Raw genomic sequence first — 26,981 nt, forward strand, 5'->3', positions numbered from 1 at the left:
GGCCTGAACGACAGCATATAGCGCGAAGGCTCGGAGCCAGCAAGGTAGCGTATCTAGGAATCAACCAAGGAAGGAAGATGATGGATAGTATCTGGCTGGTACTCGGCCTGGCGCTGTTGCCCGCCTTAGGCAATTTTAGTGGTGGGCTCGCTGCGGAGGCCTCCCGAACTACCGGGCGCCGTCTCAATTACGCCCTTCACGGCGCTGCCGGCCTCGTCATTGCGGTGGTGGCGGTTGAAATCATGCCGCGCGTGCTAGAGAACCTCTCAGCCTGGGTAATCGCCCTCGCTTTCGCGCTGGGCGGCATTGCTTACGTAGGTATCGAGAAGCTCGTTGAGAGTCTCCAGAAGCGACAAGGCCAGCAGGGAGAAGGCGGTCAGACGAGTGTCTGGATGATCTATATCGCCGTATCCATCGACCTGTTCAGCGATGGCCTCCTGATCGGGGCGGGGTCGGCGGTCTCACCGTCGGTCGCGATAATCCTGGCGGCGGGTCAGGTTCTCGCCGATGTTCCTGAGGGCTTTGCGACGATCGCCACCATGAAAGATAAAGGAATCCCTCGTAGCAAGCGGATACTGCTCTCTGCTTCCTTCGCGATTCCTGTGCTCTCGGCAGCCGTCTTTGCTTACTTCGTACTCAGGAACCAGCCGGAGGCATTTAAGCTAGCGGCACTGACGTTCACGGCAGGCCTTCTCACGGTCGCTGCCATCGAAGATATGGTCTCCGAGGCTCACGAGAGCGGTGACGATACGCACATCTCACCGCTGGCTTTCATAGGCGGCTTCGTCCTGTTCGTTCTGGTATCAGCGGGCTTGGAAGGGGTGGTATCGCAAAGCTAACGTACTGCTCCCCAACACAGCCACTGTCGTGCTGGCCGAATACGAAGCAGCTCCCAGCTTACGGCGCACCTAGTCGAGTCCAGAAACATTCACTTTGCCACCCTGGCCAGCCGGCCGAATGAATTGACGCAGCTTGATTAAGCGGAGCAAGAAAGCATGAGCCACAGGGTTGATCCTGGATTCGGAGGCGAGAGAGCATTGGGTGATAAGTGCGCGCTACCCTCTAGCCTATACACGGGCGTGCGCTATAAGCCGCTTCTGACAGGGGGGATGGCTCTACTTGCTGGAGGCGCCATGCCGCTTGCCTTTGCCCCTGTGGGCTGGGCATGGCTTGCGGTGATCGCTCTGGCAACATTTTTTGTCCTGACCGCGCAGTCTTCAAGGCGTCAGGCGCTGTGGTCGGCCTACCTCTTTGGCCTTGGCTACTTCGGCGTGGGTGTCTCCTGGGTCTTTATCAGCATTAGCCAGTACGGCAATGGCCCCGTGGTGGCGGTGTTAGTCACGGCGGCCTTTGTCTCGCTGCTCGCCCTCTTTCCATGGGGCGTCGCGTACCTCGTGCGCTGCCTGCGCCCTGAGATGGATGCAATGGCACTCTGGCTAGGGCTACCTGCGGCATGGGTGCTGAGTGAATGGATGCGCACCTGGTTCTTGACCGGCTTTCCCTGGCTCTTCATTGGCTACAGCCAGACCGACACCACACTTGCCACTATCGCTCCCGTCTTTGGCGTGCTTGGCGTGAGTTTACTGGTGGCACTTCTCGCTGGCGGGCTTGCCTGGGTTGTCCAGGGGCCAAGCCTGCGCCGTGCTGCGGTAGTCGGTGCCGTGTTAGTCGCTACCCTCGCCGGCTTGCAACTGCTGGATCGTGAATGGACGCAGCCAGCCGCTGACCCGATCGATGTCGTCCTCTTGCAAGGAAACATCGCGCAAGACAAGAAATGGGACCCGAGATACCGGGACATCACACTTGAGCGCTATCAGGCGCTTACCGCGCAGCATCTCGGAGCCGATATCGTGATCTGGCCAGAAGCGGCAATCCCGATGTGGCATGACCAGGCCAAAGCATATCTTGCTGAGCTTGAGGCGTTAGCCGATCAGGCAGGCACATCGTTAATGATTGGCGTCCCGGTACGCGAGGCGGAGGGCCGTACCTACAACGCCGTGGTAAGCCTCTCCGATCCCTCAGGCTTCTACTACAAACGCCACCTGGTGCCCTTCGGTGAATATGTTCCGTTTCGGGATCTTTTGGGGTCGGCCCTCGACGTGCTCGGGGCGCCCATGTCCGACTTCACACCGGGACGGGAAGCGCACGTCCTGAATGCAGCAGGGGTGCCCGTAGGGGCACTCATCTGCTACGAGGCGGTCTTTGGTGCCGAAGTCACTGAGCTTCTGCCCGAAGCGCAGTTACTGGTGAATGTCAGCAACGATGCCTGGTTCGGCAGCTCGCTCGGCCCCCTCCAGCATTTCCAGATGGCACGCATGCGTGCCATCGAAACCGGACGTGACCTTCTTCGAGCCACGAACACCGGTATCACAGCAGCCATCAATCATGAGGGCAAAGTGCTCAAGCGTGCTCCGCAGTTCGAAGTGGCCACCCTCAGCGCCGAAGTGACACCGCGAACTGGCGCGCCCCCTTATGTGCGCTGGCGGGATTGGCCTGTCCTTGGCCTGACCGCACTCGGACTCGGCCTGCTCCTGCTCCGTCGAATTCGTCGGCATCATCGGTTGGGTACATGACGCTTGTTATTTAGCAGCGAGCAAATTCTAGATTGGGTCAGGAGGAAGGGGATATGTCTACTTATGGCAGTCGGCTCGCAGAGAAAGCCCACGAGCCGGGAAAGGCGATGCGCTGGCTGTGGCTCTCGCTCCTGTTACTGTTTGTCGATCAGGCAAGCAAGTACCTTGCCAGCACCATGCTAGCGCATGGTGAAAGCGTGCCTGCCGCACCCTTCTTCAATTGGGTCCACCGCCACAATACGGGGGCGGCCTTCAGCTTTCTCGCGGATGTCGGCGGTTGGCAGCAGCCGCTTTTCATCGGACTGGCCCTGGTTATCTCGATATTACTGGTGTACTGGCTTTGGCGTTCACCACGCGTACTGAGTTATCGGCTCGCCCTCAGTGCGATCCTCGGCGGCGCGTTGGGCAATGTCGCAGATCGCTTGCGGTTAGGCTACGTAGAGGATTTTCTCGATTTTCACTATGCCCAGTGGCACTGGCCATCGTTCAACCTAGCGGACGTATGGATCTTCCTCGGTGTCGCCCTCTTTATTTGGGCGGAAATACGACATCAACCAGGCAGCCGCCGCCGCTGAATCGCCTAGCGTCTTCGCTATCGCATGCTTGACTTCCGGAATAGGCGCGTCCTGGGCCTTGATAAGGCGGCACGCCTTCATGAGCCAGCTGTACGTTCCTGATGCACGACTGCTGCCAAGGGCTCTGCTGCATCCTAACCAATCTGGAAGAGCGCACCCTGCTGGACCTGCTACCCGGTCGTCAGCAAGAGAGGGTGACAAGACGCCTCATGAGCATGGCCAACCGCCACCAGGTCGAGATCGTCAGCATGGACATGTGGAAGCCCTACCGCCGCGCCTTCCAGACGGTGCTGCCACAGGCCCGTATCGTGGTCGATAAGTTCCACGTCGTGCGCATGGCCAACGAGGCCTTAGAGAAGATCCGCAAAGGCCTAAGGAAGGAGTTGAAGCCCAATCAGCGCCGGACCCTCAAAGGTGACCGGAAAATCCTGCTGAAGCGCGCTCACGACGTTTCAGACCGCGAACGGCTCATCATGGAGACCTGGACAGGAGCATTCCCCCCAGCTCTTGGCGGCTTACGAGCACAAGGAGCGCTTCTACCATATCTGGGACTGTACCAATCGGCGTGGTGCCGAACAGGCTCTCGCCACCTGGATTGACAACATCCCTCAGGGGCAGAAGGAGGTTTGGAAGGATCTCGTCAGCGCCGTCAGTGGCTGGCGTGAAGAGATGCTGACCTACTTTGAGACCGACATCCCGATCACCAACGCTTTCACGTAGTCGATAAACCGCCTAGCCAAGGACAAAAACCGTGATGGCCGGGGCTATTCGTTCGAGGTAATGCGAGCCCGGATGCTCTATACCACCAAGCACAAGAAGAAGGCGCCACAAGTCAAGGAATCCCCGTTTCTGGGCAGAGCCACCATGACCTACAACATGGGACTCCCCGAGCCTGAGAAGAACTTCGGTGTCGATCTATCAACCTTCTGGAAGGACTAAGGGTTGGATGGGGCTGGAAGGCCCATCAACCACTTAATCCGGATACCCATTTAAAAATAGCAGGGCTACTTGGCGTCGGCTGTTTCCAATATGCCTTCGGTGGGCCTGCCCAGTGGTCTTGCCCACTCGCTCCTTTCAGACGACATCGTAACGTTACGATAACGTAGCGTTACGATGTTACGGTGCAGGCTCCTGTCCAGCCGCCGGCGCCTCCAGCAGTACTGAAGGCTCCACCCCCAGCGCCTCGGCCAGCTTGAAGATGTTGAGCAATGCGATGTTGCGCTGCCCACGCTCAACACCCCCCAGATAGCTGCGTGCCAAGCCACTTTCCAGTGCTAGGCGTTCTTGCGACCACCCTCTGGTCTTTCTGATTTCTATCAGCTTCAGGCCGAAGCGTAGTCGGGGATCAAGGGCCATATTTCTCTCTTCTTTAAAGAGAAATGACTCTATGAGTACCCCCTCTATAGGGCTACGCCCGATAAGTACCCGCACTATGAGTGACAATTGAATGCAGGCCCCATAAAATGGCCTCTATGAGTAACAAAATGGGGGAAATGACGTATGGCAAGCGTCTGGAAGACTGCGGGGGTGGGAGCGGCGGCGGGGCTGGCAGTTCCGGTGGCTGGGCTTTCAGGTCTTGCTGCCGCTGGTCTTACGCTGATTCTTGTACTGGCGATGATCGGCGTGGGGCCTGCGCGCCTGTCACAGGCATCGCTTTGGGGGCTGTTGACCAGTGAGCTGATGCTCTATCTACTGATTTCGCTGGCGATCTTCACGCTGTCCTTCCGCTTTCTGGCGCGCTTGCAGGCCCGCTGTCAGGCCCTTGTCGCCAGGATCAACGCCCAGCAGGGACTGTCATTCGATGCTGGACATCTCCTGGGTTATCCCGCACCGGCATTCCTTGTTTTTGACTCTCAGAATCGCAAGATCGCGGCCTGTGATGTGGTCAATGACGCATACAAACTGCACGACTTCTCCTGGCTGCTTGGTTGGCGGATGACCTGGCGCGAGGTCGAGAGCATGGAGATGAACGGCGGCAGCCGTCAGGTCAACGCCAGCGGCATGAGCGTGCCGACCTTCGAGCGCACGGTACGCGCCAAAAACTTCGCCATCGAGCTGCAAACCGCCGATCCGCAACGACCAGTGCTCAGTTTTCCCATGAGCCGTCGGGCGGCGGAAACCTGGTGCGCCCGGCTCAATACCCTCTTCAACGGATAACCTCGCGAGGAACTGCGATGAAACACTACCGGAGCTTGCTGCTTCTGCCTTTTGTATTGACGGGCTGCGCCACAACCGACATGCAGGGGGCGTTGGATTCCCTGAACGGACTAGGACACTCCATTGGGACCAGTCTGTCGCAAGCGGCTACGCCCGCAAGCGCGGCAAGTCGCAACAGCTTGCTGGGCACTCCACTACATAACGCCTTGCGCCACAATCTGTCTACCGACGGTCGCGCCCCGGAGTGGCCCAAGGTGGTGATCAGCAATCTGCAAATTCCGGCTGATCAGATGACGCTGACCCGCAGCCTCACGCTCAAAGCCAGCGATTGCATTCACTTTGACGCAGTGCTCTGGCACGACGCCAAGCGCTCCGAGCGCTTCAGCAATCTGTCGCTTTGCGCACCGGAGTTGCCGAAACAGTCGAACAATTTCGTGCTGACCTGGAAGAGCTTTTCCATCTCCGGAAAAACCAGTGGTCAGGTTCGCAGCGACGGCCCAATCCCACCGTACAGTAAGTTGCCCGGCGACCCAGCGATGGAACGCTGGCTGATGAATCAGTTCGGCCTTTACTATGTCGGTTCACTGTTGACGCTGGTCGGCTATGACCCCAACTTCACGGTCGATGACCGCCGCTTCTGGATCAGGAACATCAAGGGATGAAAGCGTTGCTGCTGGCGGCCATGCCAGTGATGCTGATGGATGGCACTGCCCCAGACCTCAACCACTGGTTGCGGATCGAGCCAGCCATCGTAGCCGCCGTGGAATGCCGTCAAGCCTTGCCGTTGCACGTACTGGACGGCATTGCGCCCAATGCTCCCGGCAGTTGGTCGCTGACGCCGGCGCGCAGCTTCACGGCATTCGGCCTGCCGGTGAAGCGGATCGAGCTGCTCATCGACCCGGATGGTGAATTGGGTGCGAGCTATACCGCAGTGATCGAAAAGCGCAGCCTGGCACAGGTGCGCAAGCAACTGACACTTGCCAGCCAGCGCGGACGCATCGGCCAGCTCTCGGCAGATCAGCCCGGCGCAGAGGTTCAAGTGAGTTGCACGGTCGCCGCAACGGGGCAAGGGTGAAAATTCAGCGCATCCTCTCCGGCGGCCAAACCGGCGTAGACCGGGCGGCGCTGGATTTCGCCATTGCCCGGCAGATTCCGCACGGCGGCTGGTGCCCGGCAGGCCGACGGGCCGCTGATGGCGTACTGGATGCTCGCTACCAGTTGATGGAGACCGAATCCAGCGGTTATCGCCAGCGTACCAAGCGCAATGTGCTGGACGCTGACGCCACGCTGATCATTTACTGGGACAGGCTAGAAGGTGGCAGCCTGCTCACTCGCGATCTGGCGGCGGGACACGGCAAGCCGCTGCTGCTGTGCGATTTGCATGCCCCTACAGAAGAGCTGTTGGCGGCATGGCAAGACTGGTTGGTTAGCCATCCCATCGCTATTCTCAACATTGCTGGCCCGAGTGAAGCTCGCAACCCCGGTATTTACTTGCAGGCGAGCGCACTACTGGCGCTTTTTTTGGAGCACGGAACATGAACCCATCTGACGCCCGCTGCGCGACACCTTATATCTATTCGGGTGAGCTGCAGATCCGCCCCGAAGTGGATGCCGCGCTGGCTGCGCTGAAAGACAAACCCTATACCGCCATCCCCAGCTGGAAAAACGACGGAACCTGGGAGCTGTGGACGGTGGAAGGCGACGGCGAAACCGAACCCTGCATCATCAGCGGCCCATCGACCACTTACCCCAGCGAGGCCGATGCACTGGCCGCCGGTGCGGCCTGGCTATCCGGACAACGCTGAGCAACCTCAATTCCATCCCTCGCTAACAAAGCCAACACCACGGTGACTGATCTCGACCAGCGGCCTGATGTCTTGCACCTGGACGATTCCTCGGTCATCACGAGCTGCCGAACCCAAGGCCCGCTGCAGAACCAGACGCACACTGCGCGGTGGCAAGGCTTGCAGACGGGACAGGACATCATCATCCAGTCGCTCGGCAAAGGCAGTGCCCCAGCTCGCTTCGTCGCGCAGACGGTTGTAAATTGACTGCGCAATGCTTCTGACCTGCTCCGGCTTGGGTGGTTGAATGTGCAACACCGTCAGCCGTGAGCGTAGCGGCCCCGGAATCGCCTCCAGCTCATTCGCGGTCGCCATCCAATTCACATGACTGGCGTCGATGGCAAAGTCGCGGATCGACAGGTCGATGAAATCTCGCGCACTGCGCGGTTCCAGCAAGGTATAGAGCGCGGCCAGCGGGTCGTATTGCGGTCGCCCGTTGCTGGCCTTATCCAGCTCATCGAGCACCACCACCGGGTTGGCCAGTGGCTGGTAGGCCAGCAGCTCAAAGAGCTGGCCTGGCTCGGAATTGCTCCAAAATGATTCGGAACCGGCGAGCGGCGAACTTGATTGCGTACTCGCCATGTCGAAGACCCGGAACGGTAGCACGAGCTGATCGGCAAGCCAGCGTGCCGCCTCGGTTTTGCCGATGCCCGCCGGGCCGACCAGCAACACGGCAGGCCAGGACACCCGGCCATCGCCCAGACTGGACAAGGCGAAGTGATCACGCATCAGCTCGGCCAGTTCATGGAAGTTTGGAAAGGCCTGCGCGAACTCATCCAGAAGGGCTTTCCAGTCCGGGGGCAGCAGGCCCAGTTGGCGGCTACCATGGCCCGCCCGCTTGATCCGCTCCGCCATCGCCTGTGCGCGCTTGAACTTGTCGTCGCCTTTCGGTCGGTGGCGATCCACGAACGTCTCCAGCCCGGCTTCATCGAGAAAGACGATGCTCGGCAAGGGCATTGATTTAGCGGTTTCTGTCGGCTGCTCCTGAACCTGTTCCGGTTTGGCTTCACTCGGGACGGGCTCATCTTCAACCGCTATGGCGGCGCGTACATCTTCGGTCGTCACCTTGCCCAGATCGAGCACCACCTGCTGTACACCCTGTTCGACGATGAGCTGGCGGCTGCGGCGCACTTCTTCGGCAAACAATCCTTGGATGCCGTCGTGTTGCGGGCAGCGTTTCGGACGGATGCCGTCCCCGACAACCTGTACACCGCAAACGGGGCATTTTTGCAGCGAAAGGTGCTTGGTCTGGGCAATCAGATCGAACACGGCTGCTGCACGTTCGCTGTGGCGTCGCGGCGGCTGGTAATGAATGGCCAGGCGATCCCGGTTGCAACTCACCGACAGTGAGCCCTTGCGTGCGACCACTGTGGGCGGCAGCAGATATTCCACCTGGGCAAACAGATGTGCCACCACGGCCAAATGCCCCGGCGCGGGTTCGACGATTTGCCGGGCAAGCCAGGGGTGTCGCGCCTTGAGCGCAGCAATGGCGGCTTCGTATTCCCGCAGGCGCAACGGGCGGGCTTGCTTTGGTTTGCGCATGATGGCCTCTCAGATTGCCTAACTATAATTTACTATAAGTGCGATTTACGCGAATCGCCAAGCTCCGTACTCTCGTCTTGTCAGCCAATAAGTCTTATAGTGATTTACAGTGAATTTAGAGATCCCGACATGCCAACCCTTGCCAACGAACAATTGCCAGGCTTTGCCGCCGCCTTGATACGACTGCGCGGGGAAACGCTGGGGCGGATCGCTGAAGCCACCGGTATCCGCACTGCCAACCTCTCGGTCTGGCTACGTGGCAAAGAGCAGGTGATCTCCGCCAAACGACTAGTCGGCCTGTTGCACCACCTCGGTGTGGAAGGCGGGCGCCTGCGTAGCGACGTGTTGCACCAGTGGCAGGATCGTGGGGCACTGGATGACAGCAAGCTCGTGCTAGGCAAGCTGCTGGCCGACAAGCAGTCGGTGTGGTTGTTTCAGGATGAGCAGCCGGGGCTTATCAAGACCCGCTTTCTGTTGGCTGGCGATGTGCTGATCCGCATGGAGATCGAGCCGGGCGTCGATCAAGCCCTTGATTTGGCGACAGTCGTCAGGGTGGATCGTGTCATCAGCACCCCTACAGCATTGGCCGGGGTACCAATCGACTCGTTGGCATCTGCGCGCAACGTCCTCTTGGCCCTGGCGGAGCAGACCGCATCGGACGTGGGTGACGAAGAGCTGCTGGAAGGGCTGATGTTCCGTCTGACCGAAACATTAGGCAGTAATGTCACTTCAGCGCAGGGCTGGCAACAACTGGAGCAGGCGCTGCGCTTTGCATTCAACGCAGGAGCCCAGCCTGGCGACATCGCCAAGCTGGTTGATAGCCATTTCCGCAGCGGCGGCAACGCGGACATGCCGCCAGCTCAGTAGGCAAAAAAATACGCTGCTTCCAGCCTCTGGGCTTTCAAATCGAACTGCGCTGATCGCAATAACCGTTGGCTGGTCACATGCCCCGTTACTCCCTATCTGGCACTACGTTGTTTCCAACAAGGCGCAACGTTCTTTCCAATGCTCTGTTGTTCGGGCACATGATCAGGCAGCGAAAAGCTAATTTCCGGCCACGTACATTCCAAAGTTGTACAACGTACATTCCAAATCCCTCGACTGTTATTGCTTATCTTGTGCCCAGGTTAGTGAGTAACGGGGCATGGGTCTTTGTGACCAGCAAAAATTATCTGTGCGATCAGATCGGGCTGCCGGCTAACTGTGCAAACAGTGTGGCGGCATGCTGGCAACAACGTGGCAACCTTGTGCGAACAATGTGTTGAATGGGTGGCAAGGATGGTGGCGACAATGTGGTCACCCTATGGCGACAGTGTGTAGCCATGGTGGTGACAGTGCGGCACTGCGCCCCTTGTTACCACATTCAACTCACAAGGGCAGTAGCCAAGAACAATCTTGCTGCTTCCGCAGCATTCAAATGATAGACTCCAAACGACTTAAGACGACTTTCAACTGCAACCTTCGAGCGCCATCGACATGAGCACAGAACCGTGGGTTACCGCCGATCACGTCGCCCAGCACTTGGGCGTGGCCAAGGACACCGTGTACCGCTGGCGCGAGCGCAAGGGTCTGCCCGCACACCGCGTGGGGCGGCTGTGGAAGTTCCAGCTCTCCGAGGTGGATGAATGGGTGCGTGCAGGCGGCGCAGATGAAGATGTCGGTGAGCCGGGGAGTCGGCATACATGAGCTCCATGGCATTCCCCCGCCAGAACAACGGCGGTAGCAAACCGTTTGGGTCTTTGAGGCAAGGTTCATGACGACCACAGAACAACAAATCGAACTCGATCTGATCGCCAAGCTCGGCGACCTCAAGTACACCTATCGCCCCGACATTCGCGACCGTGCCGCGCTCGAAGCCAACTTCCGAGCCAAGTTCGAGGCGCTGAACCGCGTGCACCTGACTGACAGCGAGTTTCAACGCTTGCTCGACGGCATTATCACACCCGATGTCTACGCCGCTGCCCAGCGGCTTCGCAACATCAACAGCTTCGAGCGCGACGATGGTACGCCGCTGAACTACACCTTGGTGAACATCCGGGACTGGTGCAAGAACGACTTTGAGGTCGTCAACCAGTTGCGCATGAACACTGACAACAGCCATCACCGCTACGACGTGATGCTGCTCATCAACGGCGTACCGGTGGTGCAAATCGAGCTGAAGACCTTGGCGGTCAGCCCGCGCCGGGCCATGCAGCAGATCGTTGATTACAAGACTGACCCCGGCAATGGGTATAGCAAGACACTGCTGTGCTTCCTGCAGCTCTTCATCGTCAGCAACCGCACTGACACTTGGTATTTCGCCAACAACAACGCACGGCACTTCAGCTTCAACGCAGATGAGCGCTTCTTGCCGGTTTACCAGTTTGCCAGCGAAGACAACAAGAAAATCACGCTGCTCGATAGTTTTGCCGAGAAGTACCTGGCCAAGTGCACTCTAGGGCAAATGATCAGCCGCTACATGGTGCTGGTGGCCAGCGAGCAGAAACTGCTGATGATGCGGCCATACCAAATCTATGCCGTCAAAGCCATCGTGGAGTGCATCCACCAGAATTGCGGCAACGGCTACATCTGGCACACCACCGGCTCAGGCAAGACGCTGACTTCGTTCAAGGCGTCCACCCTGCTCAAAGACAATCCGGACATCGACAAGTGTCTGTTTGTGGTGGATCGCAAAGACCTGGATCGCCAGACTCGCGAGGAATTCAACCGTTTTCAGGAAGGCTGCGTCGAAGAGAACACCAACACCGAGACACTGGTGCGCCGCCTACTGTCGGATGACTACGCCGATAAAGTCATCGTCACCACCATTCAGAAGCTGGGCCTGGCTCTGGATGGGGCCAACAAGCGCAACTACAAGGAGCGGCTAGAGCCATTACGCAACCAGCGCATGGTGTTTATCTTTGATGAATGCCACCGCTCACAATTTGGCGACAACCACAAAGCCATCAAGGAGTTCTTCCCCAACGCCCAGCTTTTTGGCTTTACCGGCACACCCATCTTCGAGAAGAACGCCAGCTACCAGCAGATCGAAGGTCAGCAGGCCAGTTACCGCACGACCGACGACCTCTTCCAGCGTTGCCTGCATCAATACACCATCACCCACGCCATCGAGGATCGCAACGTCCTGCGCTTTCACGTGGATTACTTCAAGCCCGAAGGCAAGAATCCTCCCAAGCCTGGTGAAGGTGTGGCCAAGCCCAAGGTCATTGAAACCATTCTCGCCAAGCACGATGCAGCGACCAATGGCCGCAAGTTCAACGCGGTGTTGGCAACGGCCAGCATCAACGATGCCATCGAGTATTTCGAAGTGTTCGCGGAGATTCAAAAACAAAAGACCGAGCAAGACCCTGAGTTCCGTCCGCTGAACATTGCCTGCGTATTCTCTCCACCTGCCGAGGGCAACAAGGACGTACAACAGATTCAGGAAGACCTGCCGCAAGAGAAAGAAGATAACCAGCAAGACCCCGAAGGCAAGAAGGCGGCGCTCACGCGCATCGTGACCGATTACAACGCGCGCTTTGGCACCAACCATCGCATCAGCGAGTTCGACCTGTACTACCAGGATGTGCAAAAGCGCATCAAGGATCAGCAGTATCCCAACAGCGATCTCCCCGCCGCGCAAAAGATCGACATCACCATCGTGGTGGACATGCTGCTCACCGGTTTCGACTCCAAGTACCTCAATACCCTATACGTGGATAAGAACCTCAAGCATCACGGCTTGATCCAGGCGTTTTCGCGCACCAATCGCGTGCTGAACGACAGCAAGCCCTATGGCAACATCCTCGACTTCCGTCAGCAGCAAAAGTCGGTCGAAGACGCGATAGCACTGTTTTCCGGCGAGAAGATCGACAACCCGCGTGAAATCTGGCTGGTGGAATCCGCAGCAGAAGTCATCCGCAAGTACGAAGCTGCCGTGGCGGGCATGTCGCGCTTCATGGCCGACAAAAACCTCGTGTGCGAACCCGAGGCGGTATACAACCTCAAGGGCGATACCGCCCGCATCGAGTTTGTCAACCGTTTCAAGGAAGTGCAGCGGTTGAAAACCCAGCTCGATCAGTACACTGATTTGGCACCCGAGCAGAAAGCGCACATTGACACCGTCCTGCCGCCCGACCAGTTGCAGAGTTTCCGCAGTACCTACCTGGAAACCGCCAAGCGTCTGAAAGAAATACAGAGCAAGGAAGGCGATCAGGCTCCGCCAGAAGTGCAGCAGCTTGATTTCGAATTCGTGCTCTTCGCCTCAAGCGTGATCGACTACGACTACATCATGAGCCTCATCGCCAAGCTGACCCAGCAGAAGCCCGGCAAGCTCACCATGAACCGTGAGCAGCTCATCGGCCTGATCCAGTCCGATGCCAAGTTCATCGACGAGCGTGAGGACATTGCCGAGTACATCCGGGGCTTACCGGTCAACGAAGCATTGGATGAAAAGCAAATCCGCAGCGGATTCGACCGCTTCAAGGCAGAGAAAAAAACACGGGAACTCACCGATCTCGCCAACCGCCACACACTGGACGCATCAGCGCTGCAAGCCTTTGTCGATGACATTTTGCGCCGCCGCATTTTCGATGGCGAACGCCTCTCCGAGTTGATGGCCCCGCTGGAACTTGGCTGGAAAGCCCGCACGCAGAAAGAGTTGGCCCTGATGGAAGAGCTGACACCACTGCTGCACAAGCTCGCCCAGGGTCGAGAGATTGCTGGTTTGGCTGCCTATGAGGAGGGGCGATGATGGGAACCGTCTTTACACAGGGGGCGCAGTGGGTTCGTGCGGACTTCCATCTGCACACCCGCGCAGATCGTGAGTTCAAGTACACAGGCGATGACAACTTCTACAACAGCAATTATGTGAACGCGCTGGAGAAAGCAGGTATCCAGCTGGGCGTCATCACCAATCACAACAAGTTCGATTTTGAGGAGTTCAAAGCGCTGCGCAAGACAGCGCAGAAGAAGGATATTGCGCTGTTGCCCGGCGTCGAGCTGTCGGTCAATGACGGGGCCAATGGCATCCACACCTTGGTTGTTTTTTCCGACGACTGGTTGGCCGATGGTCATGACCATATCAACCCCTTCCTGGGCGTTGCGTTTGAAGGAAAAATCCCTGCCCAGTACGAGCAGGAAAACGGGCGTTCCTCTCTGTCACTGTTGGAAACCATCAAGAAGCTGGAAAGCTATCACCGCGACTTTTTCCTTGTCTTTGCCCATGTCGAAGCACCGAGCGGACTGTGGGCCGAATTGGACGGGGGGCGTCTTGCCGAACTGGGCCAGAACGAATTCTTCCGCCGTCGCACGTTGGGCTTCCAAAAGGTACGCACGTACAACAAGCTGCAAGAGAAAAGCAAACCCTGCCGGACTAAAACGCAGCAGCATCTAGGTGGCTGGTACCCCGCCGAACTGGAAGGCTGCGACGCCAAATGCATCGAAGAGATTGGTCAGGGCAAAGCCTGTTACCTCAAATTGGGTGAACTGTCCTTTGAGGCGGTCAAGTTTGCTCTGAGCGATTCTGCTTCGCGGGTCGCCACGGAGCCGCCCAAGCATCTCGCATCGCACATCCGCAGCATTCACTTTGATGGGGGCATCCTTGACGGGAAAACGCTGCATTTCTCGCCTGAACTGAACACGTTGATCGGCATCCGGGGCAGCGGCAAGTCTTCCATTCTGGAAGCAGTGCGCTACGCCCTCGATATTCCTCGCGGGGAGAAGGCGCAGGACACCAAGTACAAGGATGAACTGATCCGCCACACTCTGGGCAGCGGCGGCAAGGTGACGCTGACGGCCTGTGACGTATACGGACAGGTATTCACCATCTCCCGCATTTTTCGCGAAGCGCCGAACGTCTATCTGGACGGCAAATTGCAGCCCGGTGTATCGATCCGGGAAACTGTGCTGCGCCGTCCGATCTACTTCGGGCAGAAAGACCTTTCCAGCACCGGCGAAGGTTTCGAGACCGATCTAGTGGAAAAGCTGGTGGGCGAAAAGCTCCGCACACTGCGAGACGAAATCGAAACCCAACGCCAGCATGTGCGTGATGCTGCGCAGCGCTGGCTCAAGCTCAGCAATACTGCCGAACTCAGGCGTGATTACCAGTCCCAGCTCACCGATGCCAACTTCCGACTGAAGAAATTTGAAGAGTACGGGGTTGCCGATAAGCTGCAAAAGCGCCTTGGCTTCCAGCAGGATGCCAGTGCACTGGCACGCATGAAGGAGCGGGCAGACAGCTTCGTGCTCGCCTTGGGGCAATTGATCGCCGAGCACGAAGACGATCTGCGTAATGCCACGAGCTACGTCTCCAAGCAGAACCCCGATTTCTTCACGGCTTATTACGCCGAATTTGCCAATCTCGTTGCCAAAGTCGATCAGCTCAAGCAAATCGAGCAGGAGGCCCGCGCTGTTACCTCCCGGCTTCAATTCAAACAAGGCGAGTTCGATGCCGCGCGCCAGAGTCTTCAGGAAGAGTTTGCCCAGGTCGAACGTCAGCTGGCTCAGGAACTCAAGCAGACCGGCATGACGGCCATCCAGCCGGATGACTTCCTGACCCAACAGCAGCGTAAAACCAAGGCGGAGCAAATGCTGGAGGCGCTCGCCAAGCAGGAAAGCCAGCAAAGCAGTATCCGCGACGCACTGTTTGCCGAGATCGACAAGCTCAACGGCCTGTGGCTGCGCGAGTTCAACGCCATCAAGGCCGAACTGGATCGGGTGAACGCTGGCCATACCGCCTTGCAGATCGAAGCCGACTTCAAAGGCGACAAGGAAGCCGCCATCGGCTTCATGCAGCAGCTCTTCAAGGGCAGCAACATCCGCGAAACCACCCTGCGCGCCGTGATGGAGGACTATGCCGATTTCGGCGGCCTGCTGCGTGATTTGCCAAACGCCTTGAAAAAAGCGGGCAGCACGCCGGAGGTGTTCGAAAAGACCTTTATGCAGAACCTGACGGAGTTCGTCACCTGGCAGGTGCCCAACCGTTTCGTCATTCGCTATCGCGGCAAGGAACTCAAGCACCACTCGCTCGGGCAGCGTGCTTCCGCGTTGCTGCTATATGTGCTCAGCCAGCGCCAGAACGACGTGATCATCATTGACCAGCCGGAAGACGATCTGGACAACCAGACCATCTACGACGACGTGATCAAGCTGCTGCGCGAGATGAAGCCTCACGCCCAATTCATCTTCGCTACCCACAACGCCAACTTTCCGGTGCTGGGTGATGCGGAGCAAGTGCATGCCTGCCGCTATCAGGATGAGCAAGTCACCGTACAAAGCGGCAGCATCGACGCTCGTCCGGTGCAGGACGCCATCATCAACATCATGGAAGGAGGCCAGGAAGCCTTCAACCGACGCAAAGAGGTTTACAACCTATGGAAACCACAGAACTGATCGACTGCTTGAGCCGTGGCGAAGACAGCCGCCATCAGTTCAAAGAGAACTTCACCAATGCCGACGCGCTGGCGGCGGAGATCGTGGCCTTCGCCAACACCGCTGGCGGGCAGATTTTCATTGGCGTGCAAAACGACGGCACGGTGCTGGGCTTGTCTCACGCGGACATTGACCGCCTGAACCAGCTCATCTCCAACAGTGCCTCACAAAACGTGCGGCCTGCGGTGAACCCGCTCACCGAAAATGTGCCGCACCCCAACGGCACCGTAATGGTGGTCACCGTTGTGGAAGGCGTCAGCAAACCCTACATGGACAAGAACGGCGCCATCTGGGTAAAGAACGGCTCGGACAAGCGCCGAGCCACCTCGCGTGAAGAAATCCAGCGCCTGTTCCAACAGGCGGGTCTGGTACATGCGGATGAAACGCCCGTGGCGGGCTTGAGCGCGGGCGATGTGGACCTGCCCTATTTCGCAACCTTTTTCGAACAGCAATTTGGCGAGCCGCTCGCCCAGCACAAGCAACCGCTGCCGCAGCTCTTGACCAACATGAACCTGATGAACCACGGGCAGCTCAATGTGGCGGGCAGTCTGCTGTTTGCCAAAGCGCCGCAGTACGCACTGCCTGCCTTCATCGTCAAGGCGGTGGCTTTTGTCGGCAATGAGATCGAAGACCAGCGCTACATCGACAGCCGCGACATCACCGGTAAGCTGGCCGATGTATTCCAGCAGACGCTCGGCTTCATCGTCGCTAACACCCGTGCCACTCAGGGTGAACAGGGCTTCAACTCCCAAGGCCAATCGGAGATTCCGCGCATCGTCTGGGAAGAGCTGGTCGCCAACGCGCTCATCCACCGCGACTACTTCATCAGCGCGCCGGTGCGCGTGCTGGTGTTTGCCGATCGGGTCGAGATCATCAGTCCCGGTCATCTGCCCAATAACCTGACCATCGAAAACATCAAGGCAGGCAACTCCAATATGCGCAACCCAATCCTGGCGTCCTTTGCCGCCAAGCTGCTGCCCTATCGCGGACTGGGCAGCGGCCTGCTGCGCGCCTTGCGGGCCTGGCCGCAGATTGAACTCATCGACGACCGGGCGGGGAATCTGTTCAAGGCCATCGTGAAACGGCCGCAGGAGCAAGCGGCATGAGTGGCAATAAAAAACAGCCCTTGGTGCCTCGGTTACGGTTTCCTGAGTTCAAGAATACAGCCGAGTGGCAAAGTCCTACATTGGGCGAAGTATCTGAACCGGTTGAAGAACGGGTGGGCGAGCGAAAACTCACGCCGGTGAGTATCTCTGCCGGAATTGGTTTTGTACCACAGGCAGAGAAATTTGGACGGGATATTTCCGGGAGCCAATACAAGCTATACACCGTAGTGCGTGATGGTGACTTTGTTTATAACAAGGGGAACTCTCTCAAGTTCCCACAAGGTTGCGTATACGATCTTCAAGGTTGGGGTGAAGTTGCAGCACCTAATGTTTTTATCTGCTTTCGCTTGAAAAATGGATACGAGAATGGCTTTTATCGTCAATGCTTTGAACGGAATGTGCATGGCATCCAGCTGAGAAAGCACATTACAAGCGGAGCAAGGAGCAATGGACTGCTCAATATCAGTAAGGAGGCTTTTTATGGCGTGGCAATTCCAGTGCCAAGCCATGCAGAACAACAAAAAATCGCTGACTGCCTGTCTTCGCTGGATGATCTGATCGCGGCGGAAACCCAAAAGCTCGACACCCTCAAGACCCACAAAAAGGGCCTGATGCAGCAGCTTTTCCCCCGCGAAGGCGAAGCCGTGCCACGGCTGCGGTTTCCGGAGTTTCGGGAGGCGGGGGAGTGGGCGACTAAGACATTGGCAGAACTAGCAGAGAACTTGGATAATCGCCGGGTCCCAGTAACCGAAAAAGATCGCACCAAGGGAAATATCCCTTATTACGGAGCCTCTGGGATAGTTGATTACATTCGCGACTTTATCTTCGACGAAGACCTACTTTGCATCTCAGAGGATGGGGCTAATTTGCGAGCAAGGACGGCACCGATTGCATTTTCCATCTCAGGGAAAACATGGGTTAATAACCATGCACATGTCTTGAGATTTGATAGTAAGTGCGTTCAGAAGATTGTCGAGGATTACCTGAATTCGATTTCCCTTGAGGATTATCTAACGGGTATGGCCCAGCCCAAACTGAACCGCGCGATGCTCGATACGATCCCAGTGCCTGTTCCACAAGATGATGATGAGCAACAGGCCGTTTCCGATTGTCTATCCTCCCTCGACGACCTCATTACCGCCCAAAGCCAGAAAATCGACGCCATCAAGATCCACAAGAAGGGCCTGATACAGCAGTTGTTCCCGGTGCTCGATGAGGTGCCTGCATGAGGCCGGGCCAGCCATTCACCGACCTGCCCGCGCTGGCCGCTCATCTGCGCAGCGAGCTGGAGAACAAGAAGACCATCCTGCTCTATGCCTACAACGGCACGGGCAAGACGCGGCTGTCCATGGCCTTCAAGGACATGGGCAAACAGGCCGAGGCCCGCGATACCCTGTATTTCAACGCCTTCACTGAAGACCTGTTTCACTGGAACAACGATCTGGCAGGCGATGCGGACAGGCGCTTGCTGCTCAACAGGGATTCGCGATTCTTTCAGGGGCTGTTCGATCTGGAGATGGATAACCGCATTCGCCCATTGCTGCGGCGTTACGCGGATTTCGACTTCCGGATCGACACCGAGGGCCCAGAGTGGGCGGTGCGCTTTTCGCGCTTGGCGGATGGCCAGACCGTTGACAACATCAAGGTGTCACGCGGCGAGGAAAACATCTTCATCTGGTGTTTTTTCCTGGCGGTGGTGGAACTGGCGATGGACGCCGATATCGAGGCGTACCAATGGGTGAAGTACCTGTATATCGACGATCCGATCTCGTCGCTGGATGAACACAACGCCATCGCCGTCGCCAATCACTTGGCGCAGTTGCTCAAGCGGCAGGACAATCGGCTCAGGACAGTGCTCTCCACGCACCACACCTTGTTTTTCAATGTGCTCTGTAACGAGCTGGGCAAGGCGCGCCGCTATGTGATTAACAAGCACCCGGCTAACGGCGGCTATCTGCTGCGGCCCGAAGAGGGCGATACGCCCTTCTTCCACCACGTTGCGGCCTTGGCGGAACTCTATCAGGCCGTGCAGGAAGACCGTTTGTTCACGCACCACTTCAACATGCTGCGCACGATTCTGGAAAAGACGGCCAGCTTCCACGGGCACAAGTACTTCTCGGCCTGCATCAAGCAAGACGATGATGATCCGGACGGCGTTTTGCACGCCCGTTTGATCAACATCCTCAGCCACGGCAACTACTCGCTGTATGAGCCGCAGCAGATGCTCGATGAGAACAAGGCTTACTTCAAGAAGATTCTGAACGATTTCCTGAATCGCTACCCCTTCAATCCCGATTTGTTCCCTCAAGTTTCTGAGGTTGCAACAGCAGGTACCCCATGACTGAGTTCGAAAAACAAAAACTGGGCAAGACCCTCTGGGCCATCGCCGACCAGCTGCGTGGCGCGATGAATGCGGACGACTTCCGCGACTATATGCTGGCTTTTCTCTTCCTGCGCTATCTGTCGGACAACTACGAGGCCGCCGCGCAAAAGGAGCTGGGGGCGGACTATCCAGAGCTTCCTTCCGATGTGTTGAGGCAGACCGGCGTGAATACGCCACTTCAAGCGTGGTACGAGGAAAATCTGGACGACGTACCCGAATTCGAGAAGCAGATGCGCCGCAAGGTGCATTACGTTATCGAACCCCAATACCTGTGGGGCAACATCGCCGAGATGGCGCGCACGCAGGATGCCGAGCTGCTGCATACCTTGCAGAAAGGCTTCAAGTACATCGAGGAAGAGTCCTTCGCCAGCACCTTCCGTGGCTTGTTCTCAGAGATCAATCTGGCGTCGGACAAGCTGGGCAAGACCTACATCGAGCGCAATGCCCGCCTGTGCAAGATCATCGCCGAGATCGCCAAGGGGCTGGGGCAGTTCTCTACTGACAGTGACACGCTGGGTGATGCCTACGAGTACCTGATCGGCCAGTTTGCGGCAGGCTCGGGCAAAAAGGCCGGCGAGTTCTACACGCCGCAGCGCATTTCAGACATCCTGTCGGCCATCGTCACGCTGGACAGCCAGGAGCCAGCCACCGGCAAGCGCTCGCATCTGGATAGCGTTTTCGACTTTGCCTGCGGCTCGGGCTCCTTGCTGCTCAACGTGCGCCGCCTGATGGGGCCGCACGGCATTGGTAAGATTTACGGCCAGGAAAAGAACATCACCACCTACAACCTAGCTCGCATGAACATGCTGCTGCACGGGGTGAAGGACTCGGAGTTCGAGATTTTCCATGGCGATACCCTGCTCAACGAGTGGGATATGTTGCGCGAGACCAATCCGGCCAAAATGCCGAAGTTCGACGCGGTGGTGGCCAACCCGCCGTTCAGCTACCGCTGGGAGCCAAGCGAGGCGCTGGGCGAAGACGTGCGCTTCAAGAATTACGGCCTGGCACCGAAGTCCGCCGCTGACTTTGCCTTCCTGCTACATGGCTTCCATTTCCTCAAGCAAGACGGTGTGATGGCGATCATCCTGCCCCACGGTGTGCTGTTCCGGGGTGGGGCCGAGGCGCGCATTCGCACCAAACTGCTCAAGGATGGGCACATCGACACCGTGATCGGCCTACCAGCCAACCTGTTCTTCTCCACTGGCATACCGGTGTGCATCCTGGTGCTGAAAAAGTGCAAGAAGCCGGACGACGTGCTGTTCATCAATGCCGCCGAGCATTATGAGAAGGGCAAACGCCAGAACCAGCTCTTGCCGGAGCACATTGACCAAATTATCGACACCTACCGCTACCGCAAGGAAGCGCCGCGTTACTCGCGCCGGGTGAGCATGGAAGAAATCGAGAAGAACGATTACAACCTGAACATCTCGCGCTATGTGAGCACCGCGCAAACTGAGGAAGAGATCGACCTGGCAGCGGTTCATGCCGACCTGGTTGCCACCGAGAAGAAGATTGCAGATGCCAAGGCGCGCCACAATCAGTATCTGGCTGAGTTGGGGTTGCCACTGTTGCCTTGAGCCAAATACTGATGCTGGAAGATTGGTTCAGTCTGCCGCTTACCTGGAAACCCTTTTCCCTTCCAGCAACAGTCTGCGGCAGTAGCTCCATTCAACGAGCTGCCCGTTGTTGAAGAGAATGAGCATGGCGCAGAGCATGGCAAGTGTCATGCTCTGCGACAAATCTGGCATCAAGCGCTGTGTTTGCTTGCTTGCGTCGCGCTGCTCTGCAGCATCTTTGGTGATTGTCTGAAAGTCATTATTGATTTTGCAGGCAACTCCCAACTTGCCCAGTTGATTCAGCAAGCTCGCACCCTGCAGACCTAGCAAAAGCCGCTCAGATGTGCTGGTAGACGTCTGCCGCATCCCGCCTATCAGCTCATCAACTTGGGCAGCCAGCTGTCGCATCAGTTTCTTTTGCTGTTGCAAAGGCATGCTGTGTTGAAAGGCATCATCGAGCAGCAGCTCATCTATTTCCGAAAGCAGCGCAATGCTATTGGCAACCCGGCGATAACTGTCGGCCAATTTTTCAAGCTTGCGTGTCCTTGGGCTGTGTGTCTCCACCGAACAGTTGTTGGTGCCGAAGAGGGTGAGTTCAGCTAACTTCTCAAAGAAGTTCGACTGAATTTCGTGTGGCAGCGCCTTGAAATCGCGATGTTGCTGAATTTTTGCAATCAGGCGCTCCCTGAATAGTGAGCGTCCTGCCTCCGTGTCGGGCAGGTACTCACTATGTTCTACTGACTTCACCTGTGCTCTCCCGCTTCCAGATTTCGAGCTTGTCTGCCCATGCCTGCATCATGTCCCGCCGCTCTTCGAGGTAGGTGGCATGGTTATAGGTACGGCGTACCGAGTTTGGTTCTGAATGGGCAAGCTGCGCTTCGATGGCGTCGGCGCGGTAGCCCATCTCGTTCAGACGGGTGCTGCCTGTGGTTCTGGTGCCGTGTGGGCTGTAGGTGCCGCTCCAGCCCAGCACCTTGAGCGCCTGCCGGATCGAATGCACCGACATCGGCCTGTTGCGGTCATCCCTGCCGGGAAAGAGGTGCGTCCGGTCGCCGCTGATGGCGTGCAGGCGGCGCAGCATGTCTACGGCTTGCGACGGCAGCGGCACAACATGCTCGCGGCGGGCTTTCATGCGCCGGGCTGGGATCGTCCAAAGCGCCGCATCGAGATCAAATTCAGCCCATTCCGCCTCTGCTGTCTCGCTCGGGCGTGCCAGTGTCCACCACATCAACTGGATGCAGAAATTGACCTGATAGCCGCAGCGGTGGTTGTCGAAGTCGTTGAGCAGCTTGCCGATCTGCGCGGTGGTCAGCGCCGTCTTGTGCTGCGTCTTGTTGGCGGGCAGCGCCTTGCGGACGGGCCAGACAGGATCGTTGTCTGCCCGCAAGGTGGCGACCGCCAATTCGAAGATGCCGGACATGGTGCGTTTGGCTTCGGCGGCAACGGTCGGCGCACCGCGCTTCACGGTCTTGGTGAGGATGTCGAGAACGTGCGCCGAGGTGATGTCGCGCACCGGGAGCTTGCCGATGCTGGGGAAGACCACCCGCTCCAGCATGTCCAGGCGGCGTTTCTTGGTGATGTCTTCCCAGTCCCGCAGAGCCAGCCACTCTTTGGCAACGGTCTCAAAGGTATTGGCGGAATCCTGTTCGCGCTTGAGGCGCTCAAGCTGCCGATGCTGGACGGGGTTGATGCCTTGCTTGACCAGCTTCCGCGCTTCCTCGCACTTGTCCCGCGCTTCGGCAAGGCTGACGGTGGGGTAGTCGCCCAGCGCAAACCACGACCCCTTACCGCCCAGCTTGAAGCGGTAGCGCCAAGCCTTCACCCCATTGGGCTTCACTTCGAGGTAAAGGCCGCGAAGGTCATTCAGGCGGTAGAGCTGCTCCTTCGGTTTGGCAGCACGGCAGTGGGCATCTGTCAGCACGGTGTCACGAGATCGGCAATGAGGAACGACAGAAGGATCATATACACCATCTGTCGCCTCGTCCAATCTCCGTATACACCAGCGTAGTCACTTTACGCGAGCAAGGTCGGGCAATCTCATGCAATCCATAGAAACGAAAAACCCCGGAATTTCCGGGGTTCTAGCGCTTCTTTCTGGGTTCTAAGCAATCTTGTGAAATGCTGAGAAATGGCTCTCTAGGGTCAAACGTTAAAGCGGAAGTGCATCACGTCGCCGTCCTTGACGATGTAGTCCTTGCCTTCCAGGCGCCATTTGCCGGCTTCCTTGGCGCCAGCTTCGCCCTTGTAGGCGATGAAGTCGTCGTAGGCGACCACTTCGGCGCGGATAAAGCCTTTCTCGAAGTCGGTGTGGATCACGGCGGCAGCCTGCGGGGCGGTGGCGCCGACGCGGACGGTCCAGGCACGTACTTCCTTCACGCCAGCGGTGAAGTAGGTCTGCAGGTTGAGCAGCGAGTAGCCGGCGCGGATCACGCGGTTCAGGCCCGGCTCTTCCATGCCCATGGTTTCGAGGAACATCTGCATTTCTTCCAGATCGTCCAGTTCGGCGATCTCGGCTTCGATCTTGTTGCACACCGGCACGACGATGGCGCCTTCTTCCTTGGCGATGGCGTTCACCACGTCGAGGTGCGGGTTGTTCTCGAAGCCGTCTTCGGCGACGTTGGCGATGTACATCACCGGCTTGGTGGTGAGCAGGTGGAAGGTCCTGGCCAGGCGCTTCTCGTCGTCACCCAGGTCCTTGAGCAGGCTGCGTGCCGGCTTGCCTTCGGTGAGGTGGGGGATGAGTTTTTCCAGCAGGGCTTTCTGCGCTACGGATTCCTTGTCGCCACCCTTGGCGGTACGGGCAACGCGCTGCAGTTGCTTCTCGCAGCTGTCGAGGTCGGCCATGATCAGTTCGAGGTCGATGATCTCGATATCACGCTTGGGGTCGACGCTGTTGGCGACGTGGATGACGTTCTCGTCTTCGAAGCAGCGCACCACGTGGGCGATGGCGTCGGTCTCGCGGATGTTGGCGAGGAACTTGTTGCCCAGGCCTTCACCTTTCGATGCGCCCGCCACCAGGCCGGCGATATCGACGAATTCCATGGTGGTGGGGATGACCTTCTCGGGCTTGACGATTTCGGCCAGGGCATCCAGGCGCGGGTCGGGCATGGGCACGATGCCGCTGTTCGGCTCGATGGTGCAGAAGGGGAAGTTTTCTGCGGCGATGCCGGATTTGGTGAGGGCGTTGAACAGGGTGGACTTGCCGACGTTGGGCAGGCCGACGATGCCGCAGTTGAATCCCATGATGTGTCCCTCGGGGGATAGGTGGTTACTTGGTGTAATGCTGTTCACTTATGGTTGCGTGCGTTTGGCTCCCCTCTCCCATTTATGGGAGAGGGGCTGGGGGAGAGGGATGACAGCACCGCAAAACTGCCAGTTTTCCCCTCTCCCTAACCCTCTCCCCAGAGGGGCGAGGGGGCTGATCGCGCTCGACCATTTCTTATGTGAACCGCATTAGGTTACTTGGTGGCCTTCTGGCTATGCAGTTTGCGCATGGCCACGGTCCAGTCGCCGGCGAGTATTTCCGGCAGGACGTCCAAGGCGAAGTCGATGCTCTGGTCGAGCAGTTCCTGTTCGCTGCGTGGGGCGCGTCCGAGCACGTAGCCGGAAACCAGGCTGGCGTGTCCCGGGTGGCCGATGCCGAGCCGCAGGCGATGGAAGTTATTCTGGTTGCCGAGCTGGGCGATGATGTCGCGCAGGCCGTTGTGCCCGCCGTGGCCGCCGCCCTGTTTGAGCTTGGCGACGCCGGGTGGCATGTCGAGTTCGTCGTGGGCCACCAGTATCTCTTCGGGCTTGAGCTTGAAGAAATTGGCCAGGGCCGCCACGGACTGGCCGCTGCGGTTCATGTAGGTGGTGGGGATGAGCAGACGAACTTCGCGCCCCTGGTGGTTGAACTTGCCCACCAGGCCGAAATACTTGCGATCTACGGAGAGGTTGACGCGCTGGCTCTCGGCCACGCGCTCAACGAAAAGGGCCCCTGCATTGTGCCGGGTCTGGTCGTATTCGGGGCCGGGGTTACCCAGGCCAACGATCAGTTGTACGGCAGTCATACAGGAGCCCTTTCGAGAACATGGCCCGGCGTGATCGCATGCCGGGCCTGCTACTGACGATTACTCGGCAGCGCCTTCGCCGGCAGCTTCTTCACGAACGCGCGGCAGGTGGATGCTGGCTACCGGCAGGTCGCTGCCGTGGGCCAGAGCAACCAGCTCAACGCCTTTCGGCAGCTTGATGTCGGACAGGTGAACGGTCTGGTCAACAGCGACCTTGGCCATGTCGACTTCGATGAATTCCGGCAGGTCTTTCGGCAGGCAGGAAACTTCGACTTCGTTCAGGGCGTGCAGGACTTCGCCGCCGCCTTGCTTGACGCCAACGGCGGTAGCTTCGTTGATGAAGTGCAGCGGTACGTGGGCGGTCAGTTTCTGGCCGGCAACGACGCGCTGGAAGTCAGCGTGCAGAACGAAGCCTTTGGCCGGGTGGCGCTGCAGGGCTTTGATCAGAACGTTTTCTTTGGTGCCGGCAACGTCCAGGCTCAGAACGTGGCTGAAGGCGGCTTCGTTTTCCAGCAGCTTGGCCAGGTCTTTGGCCAGCAGGCTGATGGATACGGGCTCTTTGTCGCCACCGTAGATCACGGCAGGCACCATGGACACGTTACGACGCAGGCGGCGGCTCGCACCTTTCCCCAGGTCGGAACGCACTTCGGCATTCAGGGCAAACTCAGTCATTTCATTTCTCCAAAATAACCAAACCGCCTTATGGCTTGCGACCAGCCTCGGGCGGTAGGGCAAAAAGCCCCGCACGAGGCGGGGCAGTGTGATCTGGCCTGTTCCGCTTAGCGGAACATGGCGCTGATCGATTCTTCGTTGCTGATGCGGCGGACCGCTTCGGCGACGACCGGGGCGATGTCGAGCTGGCGAATGCGCGAGCAGGACTGCGCCGCAGCGGACAGCGGGATGGTGTTGGTGACCACCAGCTCGTCCAGGACGGAATTCTCGATGTTCTCGATGGCGCGGCCGGACAGCACCGGGTGGGTGCAGTAGGCGTAGACCTTGGCGGCACCGCGCTCTTTCAGCGCCTTGGCGGCGTGGCACAGGGTACCGGCGGTGTCGACCATGTCGTCGACCAGGATGCAGGTACGGCCGTCTACGTCACCGATGATGTGCATCACTTCGGACTGGTTGGCCTTCTCGCGACGCTTGTCGATGATCGCCAGGTCGACGCCCAGGCTCTTGGCCACGGCGCGGGCACGAACGACGCCGCCGATATCGGGGGAGACGATCATCAGGTTGTCGAAGCGCTGGTCTTCGATGTCGTCGACCAGGACCGGGGAGCCGTAGATGTTGTCCACCGGAATGTCGAAGAAACCCTGGATCTGGTCAGCGTGCAGGTCGACGGTCAGCACGCGGTCGATACCGACCACGGTGAGCATGTCGGCAACCACTTTGGCGCTGATCGCCACGCGAGCGGAGCGCGGACGGCGATCCTGGCGGGCGTAACCGAAGTAGGGGATGACCGCAGTGATGCGGGTGGCCGAGGAACGGCGGAAGGCGTCGGCCATCACGACCAGTTCCATCAGGTTGTCGTTGGTGGGCGCACAGGTCGGCTGGATCAGGAAGACGTCCTTGCCGCGGACGTTCTCGTTGATTTCGATCATGACTTCGCCGTCGGAGAAACGTCCGACCGAAGCATCGCCGAGGGGAATGTGCAGCTGACGAACGATCCGTCGCGCCAGATCGGGGTTTGCGTTCCCCGTGAAGACCATCATCTTGGACACGCGCAGTACCTGCCGGCTGAGGGTATACCTGGATGGGTATGGAAAATGGCAGGGGCGGCTGGATT

24 protein-coding genes and 1 pseudogene are annotated in these 26,981 nt (G+C 58.3%); 17 read left to right on the forward strand and 8 right to left on the reverse strand.

The features are described 5' to 3' along the window. Positions 1-77: 77 nt before the first annotated feature. From GYB81_RS18610 to GYB81_RS18625, 4 genes and pseudogenes are all read left to right on the forward strand, one after another. Complete coding sequence (locus GYB81_RS18610; protein ID WP_009686175.1) at positions 78-839, forward strand: ZIP family metal transporter; 762 nt, start codon at positions 78-80, stop codon at positions 837-839. Positions 840-1,133: 294 nt separating this feature from the next. After that, positions 1,134-2,573, forward strand: coding sequence for an apolipoprotein N-acyltransferase (lnt, locus tag GYB81_RS18615; RefSeq protein WP_009686176.1), 1,440 nt, complete (start codon positions 1,134-1,136; stop codon positions 2,571-2,573). 53 nt (positions 2,574-2,626) lie between these two features. Further along, positions 2,627-3,148, forward strand: a complete 522-nt coding sequence (lspA, locus tag GYB81_RS18620; protein ID WP_008930575.1) for a signal peptidase II — start codon at positions 2,627-2,629, stop codon at positions 3,146-3,148. 128 nt (positions 3,149-3,276) lie between these two features. Then, a pseudogene (locus GYB81_RS18625) lies at positions 3,277-4,087 on the forward strand (ISL3 family transposase); the annotation flags it as partial. A 177-nt stretch (positions 4,088-4,264) separates the two neighbouring features. Here GYB81_RS18625 and GYB81_RS18630 read toward each other — a convergent pair. Beyond that, a complete protein-coding gene (locus tag GYB81_RS18630) occupies positions 4,265-4,504 on the reverse strand; it encodes a helix-turn-helix domain-containing protein (RefSeq protein ID WP_011806687.1) in 240 nt (79 codons plus the stop codon). 144 nt (positions 4,505-4,648) lie between these two features. On the opposite strand from GYB81_RS18630, the gene GYB81_RS18635 reads away from it, so the two are divergent. Genes GYB81_RS18635 through GYB81_RS18655 form a run of 5 tightly spaced genes read left to right on the forward strand, consistent with a single transcriptional unit; the run spans position 4,649 to position 7,110 of the window. After that, a complete protein-coding gene (locus tag GYB81_RS18635; RefSeq protein ID WP_046720607.1) occupies positions 4,649-5,305 on the forward strand; it encodes a hypothetical protein in 657 nt (218 codons plus the stop codon). A 17-nt stretch (positions 5,306-5,322) separates the two neighbouring features. Then, positions 5,323-5,967: a hypothetical protein gene (locus GYB81_RS18640; protein ID WP_046720606.1), complete on the forward strand. Its 645-nt coding sequence runs from the start codon at positions 5,323-5,325 to the stop codon at positions 5,965-5,967. Further along, on the forward strand, positions 5,964-6,380 hold the full coding sequence (locus GYB81_RS18645; protein WP_046720605.1) for a hypothetical protein: 417 nt from the start codon (positions 5,964-5,966) through the stop codon (positions 6,378-6,380). Before GYB81_RS18640 ends, GYB81_RS18645 begins: the two co-directional genes overlap by 4 nt. Continuing rightward, complete coding sequence (locus GYB81_RS18650) at positions 6,377-6,844, forward strand: putative molybdenum carrier protein (protein ID WP_233787626.1); 468 nt, start codon at positions 6,377-6,379, stop codon at positions 6,842-6,844. Before GYB81_RS18645 ends, GYB81_RS18650 begins: the two co-directional genes overlap by 4 nt. Further along, complete coding sequence (locus tag GYB81_RS18655; protein ID WP_046720604.1) at positions 6,841-7,110, forward strand: hypothetical protein; 270 nt, start codon at positions 6,841-6,843, stop codon at positions 7,108-7,110. Before GYB81_RS18650 ends, GYB81_RS18655 begins: the two co-directional genes overlap by 4 nt. Before the next feature lie 6 nt (positions 7,111-7,116). Here GYB81_RS18655 and GYB81_RS18660 read toward each other — a convergent pair whose 3' ends face one another. After that, the gene (locus GYB81_RS18660) at positions 7,117-8,691 is read right to left on the reverse strand and encodes an AAA family ATPase (RefSeq protein ID WP_046720603.1); all 1,575 of its coding nucleotides are present in this window, start codon (positions 8,689-8,691) and stop codon (positions 7,117-7,119) included. A 129-nt stretch (positions 8,692-8,820) separates the two neighbouring features. Between GYB81_RS18660 and GYB81_RS18665 the strand changes: the two genes are divergently transcribed. The 8 genes from GYB81_RS18665 (at position 8,821) to GYB81_RS18700 (ending at position 21,167) form a co-directional block, all read left to right on the forward strand. Then, positions 8,821-9,558, forward strand: a complete 738-nt coding sequence (locus tag GYB81_RS18665) for a hypothetical protein (protein WP_023109366.1) — start codon at positions 8,821-8,823, stop codon at positions 9,556-9,558. A gap of 609 nt (positions 9,559-10,167) precedes the next feature. Next, a complete protein-coding gene (locus GYB81_RS18670; protein ID WP_023109365.1) occupies positions 10,168-10,377 on the forward strand; it encodes a helix-turn-helix domain-containing protein in 210 nt (69 codons plus the stop codon). Between the two features lie 67 nt (positions 10,378-10,444). Further along, entirely contained in the window at positions 10,445-13,423 is a 2,979-nt protein-coding gene (locus GYB81_RS18675) for a type I restriction endonuclease subunit R (RefSeq protein WP_046720602.1), read from the forward strand. Then, complete coding sequence (locus GYB81_RS18680; protein WP_023109363.1) at positions 13,420-16,062, forward strand: TrlF family AAA-like ATPase; 2,643 nt, start codon at positions 13,420-13,422, stop codon at positions 16,060-16,062. Before GYB81_RS18675 ends, GYB81_RS18680 begins: the two co-directional genes overlap by 4 nt. Beyond that, positions 16,044-17,207 carry an RNA/DNA-binding domain-containing protein gene (locus GYB81_RS18685; protein ID WP_043743047.1) on the forward strand — a complete coding sequence of 388 codons (1,164 nt, stop codon included), beginning with the start codon at positions 16,044-16,046 and terminating at the stop codon, positions 17,205-17,207. Before GYB81_RS18680 ends, GYB81_RS18685 begins: the two co-directional genes overlap by 19 nt. Beyond that, positions 17,204-18,436, forward strand: coding sequence for a restriction endonuclease subunit S (locus GYB81_RS18690; RefSeq protein ID WP_047362881.1), 1,233 nt, complete (start codon positions 17,204-17,206; stop codon positions 18,434-18,436). The genes GYB81_RS18685 and GYB81_RS18690 overlap by 4 nt, the downstream gene beginning before the upstream one ends. Beyond that, positions 18,433-19,548 (forward strand): AAA family ATPase, encoded by a 1,116-nt coding sequence (locus tag GYB81_RS18695; protein WP_046720600.1) that lies wholly within the window; start codon positions 18,433-18,435, stop codon positions 19,546-19,548. Before GYB81_RS18690 ends, GYB81_RS18695 begins: the two co-directional genes overlap by 4 nt. Then, positions 19,545-21,167 (forward strand): type I restriction-modification system subunit M, encoded by a 1,623-nt coding sequence (locus tag GYB81_RS18700; RefSeq protein ID WP_023109359.1) that lies wholly within the window; start codon positions 19,545-19,547, stop codon positions 21,165-21,167. Before GYB81_RS18695 ends, GYB81_RS18700 begins: the two co-directional genes overlap by 4 nt. Before the next feature lie 39 nt (positions 21,168-21,206). Here GYB81_RS18700 and GYB81_RS18705 read toward each other — a convergent pair whose 3' ends face one another. The 6 genes from GYB81_RS18705 to GYB81_RS18730 form a co-directional block, all read right to left on the reverse strand. Beyond that, entirely contained in the window at positions 21,207-21,893 is a 687-nt protein-coding gene (locus GYB81_RS18705; protein ID WP_023109358.1) for a hypothetical protein, read from the reverse strand. Next, the gene (locus tag GYB81_RS18710; RefSeq protein WP_033962716.1) at positions 21,874-23,067 is read right to left on the reverse strand and encodes a tyrosine-type recombinase/integrase; all 1,194 of its coding nucleotides are present in this window, start codon (positions 23,065-23,067) and stop codon (positions 21,874-21,876) included. The genes GYB81_RS18705 and GYB81_RS18710 overlap by 20 nt, the downstream gene beginning before the upstream one ends. Before the next feature lie 221 nt (positions 23,068-23,288). After that, entirely contained in the window at positions 23,289-24,389 is a 1,101-nt protein-coding gene (gene ychF, locus GYB81_RS18715) for a redox-regulated ATPase YchF (RefSeq protein ID WP_090426958.1), read from the reverse strand. A 215-nt stretch (positions 24,390-24,604) separates the two neighbouring features. Next, the gene (gene pth, locus GYB81_RS18720) at positions 24,605-25,195 is read right to left on the reverse strand and encodes an aminoacyl-tRNA hydrolase (protein ID WP_161865066.1); all 591 of its coding nucleotides are present in this window, start codon (positions 25,193-25,195) and stop codon (positions 24,605-24,607) included. 60 nt (positions 25,196-25,255) lie between these two features. Beyond that, on the reverse strand, positions 25,256-25,867 hold the full coding sequence (locus tag GYB81_RS18725) for a 50S ribosomal protein L25/general stress protein Ctc (protein ID WP_161865067.1): 612 nt from the start codon (positions 25,865-25,867) through the stop codon (positions 25,256-25,258). Between the two features lie 107 nt (positions 25,868-25,974). Next, positions 25,975-26,916, reverse strand: a complete 942-nt coding sequence (locus tag GYB81_RS18730; RefSeq protein WP_161865068.1) for a ribose-phosphate pyrophosphokinase — start codon at positions 26,914-26,916, stop codon at positions 25,975-25,977. Positions 26,917-26,981 lie beyond the last annotated feature (65 nt).

The sequence above is a fragment of the Pseudomonas yangonensis genome (assembly GCF_009932725.1).
Classification (GTDB): domain Bacteria; phylum Pseudomonadota; class Gammaproteobacteria; order Pseudomonadales; family Pseudomonadaceae; genus Aquipseudomonas; species Aquipseudomonas yangonensis.